This is a genomic window from Spirillospora sp. NPDC047418 (genome assembly GCF_040643275.1).
In the GTDB taxonomy this organism is placed as follows: domain Bacteria; phylum Actinomycetota; class Actinomycetes; order Streptosporangiales; family Streptosporangiaceae; genus Spirillospora.
Map to the genome: position 1 here is coordinate 1 of NZ_JBEYTW010000074.1, position 1,053 is coordinate 1,053.

A 1,053-nucleotide genomic window follows, 5' to 3' on the forward strand; every position below is an offset into this window, starting at 1 on the left:
GGCCCAGCCAAACGCCACCCCGTCCCCCGCAAGCAAGATCGAAAGCAACCCGCGGCGTGACAAGAAGTCGCAGGTCAGAGGTTAAAAGACAAGCTGAGTGGTAGTGCAAAGGCTGGGCCGCACGCCTTGGCTGTTAGTAGGTCGATGCCGCCGCGTCCGGCGCCGGTCCGCTCGACAAGGCGGTCGGCGCTGGCCGCAGCAAGTCACTGAAGGTCGGTCCCTGGCGACGACCCATCTGGGCACAGGTTCTCTACCCACGGTTGCCACGCGCCCCGGTCTTCTCGCCCGCTCAGGCGATCGGCTTCAACTGCGGCTAGCCTCAGTTGCGCGGTCGTGAGGGGAATGGCGGCCACGTACACCCTGCCTACGTGACGGCAGAGCACAGAACCGACGTTGAAGGCACCCAGCGGCTCGCCTGCCACAGCGGCCAGGTCCTCGAAATTCCATCCCAACGGCCCAGCCATCGCCTTGAGCTGCTGCAGGCTGTACCAACGTCCGCTCAGCATGCCGTTGATCGTGCTTTGGGACAGCCCAGCGAACGGCAGCTCCGAAACTCCGAAACCGCGGTTGTGTAAGAGCCCGTTGAAGATCCTCGGGAATCCGCTCATGCCGGGCGGAGCAGCTTCTGCGTCCTCGGGTATCTCGGCTGCCGGCGCTGGACTGGTCGACGCCAGACTTGACACGAAGTCCTTCAGGGAGGCGAGCTGGGCGTGGTCGCAGTAGGTCACCCGGTAGGCGAATTCGCGCATGACCTTGCGATCACGGTCCGGCGGCAGCAGGTGCGCTGGCACTGAGTGTCCCGCGATCACGAAGATGTCGGAGGCGGGAAGGCTTAGCTCCTCCGCCAAGGCGTGCAGCCTCGCCGCATCGAACTGCCGTCCCCTCGCCACAAGATCACGCAGCACCTCAGCCCGCGTCATGTCACGCACATTACGGGGCCGCACCGGCGGCGGCGCGCACGGGGCCGCACCGGCGGCGGCGCGCACGGGGCCGCACCGGCGGCGGCGCGCACGGGGCCGCACCGGCGGCGGCGCGCACGGGGCCGCACCGGCG

The 1,053-nt window shown here is 67.9% G+C and carries 1 protein-coding gene; it reads right to left on the minus strand.

Translation table 11 applies throughout. The features are described from left to right. Nucleotides 1-203: 203 nt before the first annotated feature. Nucleotides 204-920, minus strand: coding sequence for a hypothetical protein (locus ABZ806_RS33185; protein ID WP_500221400.1), 717 nt, complete (start codon nt 918-920; stop codon nt 204-206). Nucleotides 921-1,053: the final 133 nt, after the last annotated feature.